The sequence below is a fragment of the Bradyrhizobium genomosp. III genome, from assembly GCF_000261705.1.
Taxonomy (GTDB): Bacteria; Pseudomonadota; Alphaproteobacteria; order Rhizobiales; family Xanthobacteraceae; genus Bradyrhizobium; species Bradyrhizobium ottawaense.
In genome coordinates this window covers 1-7,082 of record NZ_AJQF01000548.1, presented here as the reverse complement: position 1 = coordinate 7,082, position 7,082 = coordinate 1, and the positions used below count along the sequence as shown (strand labels likewise).

8 protein-coding genes and 1 pseudogene are annotated in these 7,082 nt (G+C 59.1%); 6 read left to right on the top strand and 3 right to left on the bottom strand.

The features are described 5' to 3' along the window. Together IC66_RS0141690 and IC66_RS44745 are read right to left on the bottom strand one after the other, a co-directional pair. The coding region (locus IC66_RS0141690; protein WP_157158186.1) for a transposase at nt 1-398 on the bottom strand (398 nt) is incomplete at its 3' end. Between the two features lie 52 nt (nt 399-450). Continuing rightward, nucleotides 451-876 carry a hypothetical protein gene (locus IC66_RS44745; protein ID WP_223153798.1) on the bottom strand — a complete coding sequence of 142 codons (426 nt, stop codon included), beginning with the start codon at nt 874-876 and terminating at the stop codon, nt 451-453. A gap of 483 nt (nt 877-1,359) precedes the next feature. Here IC66_RS44745 and IC66_RS47455 point away from each other — a divergent pair, with 483 nt between their 5' ends. From IC66_RS47455 to IC66_RS0141645, 6 genes and pseudogenes are all read left to right on the top strand, one after another. Beyond that, complete coding sequence (locus IC66_RS47455; protein ID WP_161170744.1) at nt 1,360-1,710, top strand: hypothetical protein; 351 nt, start codon at nt 1,360-1,362, stop codon at nt 1,708-1,710. Nucleotides 1,711-1,731: 21 nt separating this feature from the next. Continuing rightward, nucleotides 1,732-1,866, top strand: coding sequence for a hypothetical protein (locus IC66_RS49065; RefSeq protein WP_016847164.1), 135 nt, complete (start codon nt 1,732-1,734; stop codon nt 1,864-1,866). Nucleotides 1,867-2,157: 291 nt separating this feature from the next. Continuing rightward, complete coding sequence (locus IC66_RS0141665) at nt 2,158-2,388, top strand: hypothetical protein (protein WP_016847165.1); 231 nt, start codon at nt 2,158-2,160, stop codon at nt 2,386-2,388. 762 nt (nt 2,389-3,150) lie between these two features. After that, entirely contained in the window at nt 3,151-3,432 is a 282-nt protein-coding gene (locus tag IC66_RS0141655; RefSeq protein WP_011090974.1) for a hypothetical protein, read from the top strand. A 181-nt stretch (nt 3,433-3,613) separates the two neighbouring features. Beyond that, a pseudogene (locus tag IC66_RS48885) lies at nt 3,614-3,803 on the top strand (hypothetical protein). Continuing rightward, a complete protein-coding gene (locus tag IC66_RS0141645) occupies nt 3,800-3,994 on the top strand; it encodes a hypothetical protein (RefSeq protein WP_011090973.1) in 195 nt (64 codons plus the stop codon). Before IC66_RS48885 ends, IC66_RS0141645 begins: the two are co-directional and overlap by 4 nt. 1,199 nt (nt 3,995-5,193) lie before the next feature. Here IC66_RS0141645 and IC66_RS0141630 read toward each other — a convergent pair. After that, nucleotides 5,194-5,430, bottom strand: coding sequence for a hypothetical protein (locus IC66_RS0141630; protein ID WP_011090972.1), 237 nt, complete (start codon nt 5,428-5,430; stop codon nt 5,194-5,196). Nucleotides 5,431-7,082: the final 1,652 nt, after the last annotated feature.

Below are 7,082 nucleotides of genomic sequence, written 5' to 3'. Positions count from 1 at the left end.
CCGTGGCGATCCACAATCGCCATGATTTTTAAGCCTTTTCCGCGCCTCGTTGGGCCGATCTCTGCACCGCCGCCTTTGGCCATCGCAAAGGTCGCGTCGATGAAACACTCCTCTTCGTCGAGCAAGCCTTTCTCACGAAGTTCGTTGGCTATATCGGTCAGAACGCGCCGCAACACTTCATTGCGACACCAGTTCTGAAAGCGACGGTGTACGGTCTTATAGTTCGGATAGCACTGCGGCAGCATGTGCCACTGCGCGCCCGTGTACAAAATCCAAAGAGCGGCTTCGAGAACCTGACGTGTCGCAATCGGCTTCCGGCCCGGCCGGCCGTCGGCAATGTGCTCTTCCGGAAAGTGTTTCCGGATGCGCTCCCATTGCTCGTCCGTCAGCCGAATCATCTTTCCTTTATAGCCGATCGACGCTGATCTTCAATTTTGAGATAGGTTCTAGTCATAGGAAGAAGCCGCTGATCTTCGCAGTCCTGCCTGCACAAATCCGGCGAACTTTCCCATTTTTGTGCTGAATTTGATCACGGCAGGCTCTCTTGAACGCGCCTCCTGATTTTGCCTCGCGCCGCGAACCCTCTAACGCAGAGCGGGCTTCACCCTGAGTGGCTCCGGGCTCTGGTACGCCACTGCTTTCGATCTCCCTAGGAGGCGTAGATGCCTTTGGGAACTTGAAAACCAAGGGAAAAATAGCCGAGACTAGCGCGTCGAGAGCACATCGCTCCTCGGACAGACGTCTTTCGACATACTGGCGGTCAAGCCCCGCGACCTCTGTTTCAAGCAAACGGCGATAGCGGTGGATGCGGTTACGGTGGGTTCGCATGGCGGCGAGCGTTTCGCTGATCATCGGCAGAATCTCATTCGAAATCAAATCCTCTCCTCCTTAACCGCGTGCCTGCGGTGGAGCATAGCTGACTCCGCGGAGCGCTGTGATTTGATGTCCTTTCTCTAGGGACAGCCCTGAAGGGTCAATTGGGTTCGTAACGCGCCGCTTCTGTACGTAACGTACAATGAATCCAGCGGGCGCCGTCCGGACAGTGAATATGGCAAGCCAGATGTTGCGCCCTGTTCTGCCGAAAGCAAGACATTCTGAGGGGCGCGCAAAGCCCGATCGCTAGCTGAGAGCTGTTCGTTTGCCCGAGGCACTCACGGGCCCTGCTCGTCATCGTCGCCGCTAGCCGATGAAGCTGAAGCCGACCTTGCTGACCTGTACGACGAGCGCGGCGACCTCAAGCCCATAGACGCTTGGCCGGAAATTTGGCGGCAAGGCCTCGTTGCCGGTGTCGAGATCGACGCGCTATACGAAGGGGCGGGCGAGGAGCGTAGGCAAGTCGGTCACGTCAAGAAGATCAGGTTGAGTGATCGACTGCGCCGCCTGGAGCTGATCGGCAAGCATGTTCGCGTCAATGCGTTCCAGGAGCGGGTTGAGTTTAGCCTGTTGGAAGGACTGGGAGAGCGCATCGATCGCGCCAAGGCTCGCGCAGCATCTCTTCCAGCGCTTCCGGCTCCGCCGATCGTGAAGGTCGCGTCTGCTCCTCTCCCTTCGCGTGTAGAGCAGCCAGCGCCAGCCGCACCACCTGCGCCGCCGTCACCACCACCGCCGCTGCCGAAGCCGGCTTACAAGCCGATCATGCCCGCGCCTGAACCCGCAGCACCGTGGCCGTCGTTCGGCGGCTTCGCTGCGACCGACTACGATCCCACCTAGCAAAAAACGAAATGCTCCATCATGGCAACAATCGCTGCCAACATCGCCACCATCCAAGCCCAAGCCGCCGTTCTCGACACGCTAATTGGGCAATTTGCCGCCGCCAAAGCGTTGATCGACGCGGCCGAACTCGACATTCGCAGTCAGCAAGCCTAAGCGTGGACTTGCACAGGTTTCGCTGCGCTGTCTGCAATCACGCACTTACGACATTCGCAGCGCATGAAGATTCCATGCATTCCAATGGCCGGTGGCTTCAAGGCGATTTGCGCCCACCGAAGTAAGCCGCGCTGCAAGTCGTGACCGAAGGCGAGACGCCGCGGCTGCCGGAAGGTTTCAGGGTCGAGCTCGACAAGGACGGTTGGCGGCACTGATTCGCGCGAAGCGCCGATGGCCTCAATGCATCTGCCGCTCTGACTGATCTTCACTAATCCGCCAGCCGCGTAGGGCATGACCATGTCCGATGACTGGACCAAACGAGCGACGAACATCCTTCGAGAACTTCATGCTGCCGAGACGGAGCTAATCGGCAGGGGGGCTATCCTGACCGACGGTAAGGCGGGGACGGTTGATCACGTCTTCCTTGACGAGGTGCACGGGCTCCGGATCTCGATCGGTGGCCACGACGGCAAGTGGCCGATTTCGACTCTGAAGCTTCTAGACTCCGGTTTCGCCAGATAGCGCAGGCGGTGTCAGCCCGTGGCAATGACCGATCAAGGCTGGGGCGCCCGTTCGAGGATGATCCGATCGAGGTAGACGGGCGCAAGCTGGGGGGTGGCATCATGTGGGCCTTGCACCTCGGAGGGCCGACACCAGATGGCGGGCCACTGCGCAAGAAGGGCAAACCGTGCAGGGTGATCCGATGAGCCAAATAAACCAGACCGGCCGTAGGATTATCTACGTCATGATGGTGGTCGTGGTGCTGGTGGTCATCTGGCAGATTCTCACGCCGCTTTGAGAAGGCCCGCCAGATAGCTTGTCCGCCCGGTCACCGTCCGCGGTGATCACTCGGTGACCGGGCGCCCAGCGCGGTGCGCGGCAGCGAGGCGGAGCCTGGCCGAGTAAGCCAGTCACAGTTTACCTGGAGTGGCAGCCATGATGCAGAACGTTGTAGCCGGATGCGTCGCAGTGGCTTTGATTATCCTGGCCTTGATTGGCTTCGCCCAAACGCACCGTGAATGTTGGCACGGGCACGTGCTCCTAACCCATGAGCCCTGCGGATCCGTCAGCCCTTCAATATAGGAACAACCATTTTCCGCTGATCTGGGCGCGGGACCGAAGCCCCGCGCTCTCGTCGTTCACCGCCTCGGCCGGCGGGCGCAAAACCGCTGTCGATCGCAGTGAGCGCTTTTCCACACCCACGACGCGCAGTAGCTCGCGCGCGGTCCGAGCCACCAGTAATCGATAATTTGACTGTCGCCCGCGCAGCGGTTGGATCTCGGCATGCCTCACCCTGCCCGCCGCCACACGCCCACGCACGCCGAGGGTCGGCCAATCAAGATCACCTTTGGCGAGATGCGCGAGATGGGCTTGCGCGGCGTCCTCATGTATTGCCCCTGCGGCCGTCACGTTGCGCTCGGCACCGATCGCTGGCCCGACGATGTTCGGCTGTCAGATGTCGAGCCGCGCTTCGTCTGCACCGCCTGCGCCGGGCGCGGCGCAGACGTACGACCGGATTTCAACTGGAACGCAAAAGGGCCGATCGGCGACATGGGCTATCGGTAGCCACCTTAAAAACGGCCCCGGCCATGGGGGCTTTTGAAGTGTGGAGGCCGGGGCCGTTGGAGGTGACCTTGGCGGTAATGGGGTCGCCAGGTGGTGACGAGCATAGGAAAAACCGGCAATCAGTTCTGTCCACTTGTGCCCAAAGCGGTATAGTTCCTCATCGGGAACGGAACCGGTCGCAATGAAGGACATGCAGGCTCAGTTAGAAAAGCTCCGCACGGATGCTGCCGAGTGCGCCTTGATCCGCGATCTTGCTACTGAACCCAAGAAGCGAGATGTTCACAAGGCTGGCCGAGCATCTGACAGTTCTGGCCGACGAGGTTGAACGCGCCATTGCTGCCGCGAGACCTGAGCTGAAGCGGAAGGAATGACGGAACGAGGCTGGGGTCGGCGTTTCGAGGATCCGATCACGATCGGCGATCGCATACTGGTGACGCAGCTCGACGCCGGCGAGTACATCGCCGCGTCGCCGAAGAAAGAGCACGCCGCATCGGAATGGCAAGCCGCGATGAAGGTGGAGGCCCGAGTATGTTTGCCAGCATCGGGGTCATGCGGGCATTGAACCGCCACCACGTCCCGGAGTTTAACCCGAAGGGCAAAGAGCCTCACTGGGGCCGGCGCAAGCTGAAGAGGGACCAATAAGGCGCCGCCAACTGAGGCGGCCTTACTCTCTCACAGGATGCAAGTCGGACGGCTGTACGGCGAGCCGATAAGCAATCTCCCGGGAGCCGTCGAAGACCTCTAGGACGCGCTCACAGATCAGGCACTTGTAGTGCCCGGCGTTGCCCTTGCGGGATTCAAGTTCGATCCGGCGAGATCCCGCCGAACAATCAGGGCACGTCACGTCGCCTTTCTTCATGTGACAGTTATGATGCAGGCTACCGCAGGGGTCAAAGGTTAGTGTTTGCCCGACGGAACGCAGCTGGGACCAGTACGCCCCGAATGGGAAAAGCCGCAGCGTGGTTCCAGCCCCACTGCGGCATTCCCGGAATAACAAAAAAATTAGTGCTCAAATCGCGCCGGTGTTCCTTCAGTAGAACACCCCGTTCCGAAAATGGAGTCCGGACAACTACCGGACTTCGGTTTTCTACGTATTGTCACTTGGAGGGCCGACATGGCTGGGCATGGCAATTCCAGCCCCAATGCTCCCGGTTGCCGATCCAATTGCGGATTTGAGCGCCGGGAGTGCTAGGCCCACCAGCGTGAACCGGCGCCCACCGTAAATTTCCCAAGGTCAAAAAAAAGAACCGCCGACCTTGGTAACTAAGGCCATCAGCTGAGGCTGCTTACCTCTGCTCGTTCCTCGCACGGGAAGCCAGTCTATCCAGCTGGCCAGCCAAACCCACGAAACTTCGGGCGATGTTTTTCAGGGCGGCGGCGCGATCCTTGGAAATGCCGCTCACGCCAGAAAGTCTCTTGTAGTGGTTAGCCTGCTCGCGGCACTCAGCAATGTTGATCAATGGCTCAGCCTTCCTGTTGCCCGCGCGGGACGTGGGATCGCCTTTCCCCGCTGGCTTGCCTTCTACCATGTTAGGCCCTTAAATCAGGTTCGGACACTGGGTTAGATACGGACAGCGCCGGCTCGAGTTTTGAAAAGGAACACAACGGTGGGCGTCTATGTGAACACCGCCAAGCAGGTCGGCGACGTCGATCACATCAAGTCTTCGCGACGGTGGACGCCGCGGAACGATGGTTCGAGGAGAACGACCCGGAGGGCGTCGCCTTCGAATACGATGTGATCGAGTGATGTGGAGCGGATAATCAGCGCCACATCGTTGGTGGGTTCAAGGCCTTGCGACCCGCCGCTTTCAACGCGTCGGTTGAGAGCTGTCCATGTGCCGCAGCATCGAGCAGCTTCGAAGCAACGTACGCTCTGGCGCCCGTTTCGCTTACAGGAATATTTTCGCAAACTTCGTCGAGCACCGCCCTGAGCAGCGCAGTCATTTCAGCATCAAACACGCCGAACTCCCGAAATTGAGAGGATCCTGAACGCTGCACAAGCGGAATATATTCGCTTGGCAGCGTTCGCCGCGTATTCCGGTCTGGGCTCCGAAATCCCAGCGCCTACAAAATTGGCACCTGTACGTCAAAGTAATGTGACAGCTTCCTCGGCCACATCAACGGGCGTTTGCAGGGCCTCCCCAAAGGCCCTTACCAAGGAGGATAGAGCGCGACGAACAGCCCGAGGCCGGCAAGAAGTATTGCCCACGCGACGGCCTGACGATTGCGAAGCGAGCCACGGTTCATTTGCGAGCCTTCTTACGAGACTTTCGCGTAACCGAGGCCGCAGGATTTGACCCGTCGAACACAATGACGTCGAAGAGCGTCTTCGCGTCATCGGATAGGATCCCCAACCAACATCGCTTCTAATTCGGCGGCTGTCGTTGGGACAATCCCACCATTCGGCCGAACAGGCATAGTCGACACTTCATCTCAGAAAAAACCAAATAGCCTCCCATAGGCCCGGGCGACGGGCTCGGTGCCAGGCGTCGTGCGTCGCTCGCTGTCGGGGCGTCATCGCGGCCAGGCGCTCGGCGCGCTGTTTGGCATATCTCTGTTGCTGCCGAACCTTGCGGTTGAACCGCGTCGCGCCGGCAGGTGTTGAGGCGTCCCCGTACTGTGGCAGATGCCAAGCCTTTCCGATCCGAAACGACAGATACGCATGCCCCTTGACGACGTTGCGCTCGACGTTTGGTGGCAGTTTGCGAGGCATGGCCTACCTCTCCCAACCAACATCGGCGTCAACGCCGGTCGCGTGCTCTTCCCCGTGGTGAGGCAGAGCGTCGATCGCGCTCGAGTTCGCGAACGTCCCAAGCCAGTCGTCTCGTACCCGGAATGACCCGCGGCTTGGGCATGCTTCCCGCCGTCACGAGAAGGTCAAACGTGTTCGGGCTAACCGAGGCATATGCTGCGGAGGCCTCACGATCGATTAGGCGCGGCGGCAGAGTTGGCGGCAATGCAGCTTGACGTGCCACTACCGCTTCTCCCCATCCTCCATTTCGAGAGCGACTGCCCCAACTCGGAGATCGGCTGCTTTTAATGGCGGCATTCCGCCGCTTCGCGGCGCTGACGACAGAAAGAGCATTGCGGTCATCATGCCAATGATGTGCAAACAGGTGTGTAATATGAATGGCCCTCTGGGGCTATCTAGCTGATTTTATTGTATTATTTTCTTTAAATGGCGCTCCCTAGCGGAATGTAACCACAGGTAATGATGAGATTTCCTATTATATTTCAATATGTTAAAATCTTGCCGTTTCGACGTGTATCTACGCGGTGTATCTACTTTTTGGGTCGGTAGCCGACTCGGCTACCGAAACTAACGAGTCGATGAGGGGCGGTAGAGCGCAAACCCATAACTATACAACTTGTAACAAAACTTGATTTGACTTTTCGTATTGCGGTTGAGGTCCCGTTCTGCTATGTACCACTCATGGCGACGTTGCGCGATTCGAGGGCGCGCCCGTGACTGCCTGACGGACACCTTGTCCGTCATCGGCTCATAGCCGAGGTAATGCAGCCGCTCAGCGGCAACGCTAACCGAAAATTCCCACACCCATGACCACTTTAAATGCGTCTGCGGTTACCGCTGATCGCCTTGACGCGGCCCTCGACCTCAGAGCTGGCCCCGGTTGTTTGGACAGCGCCGC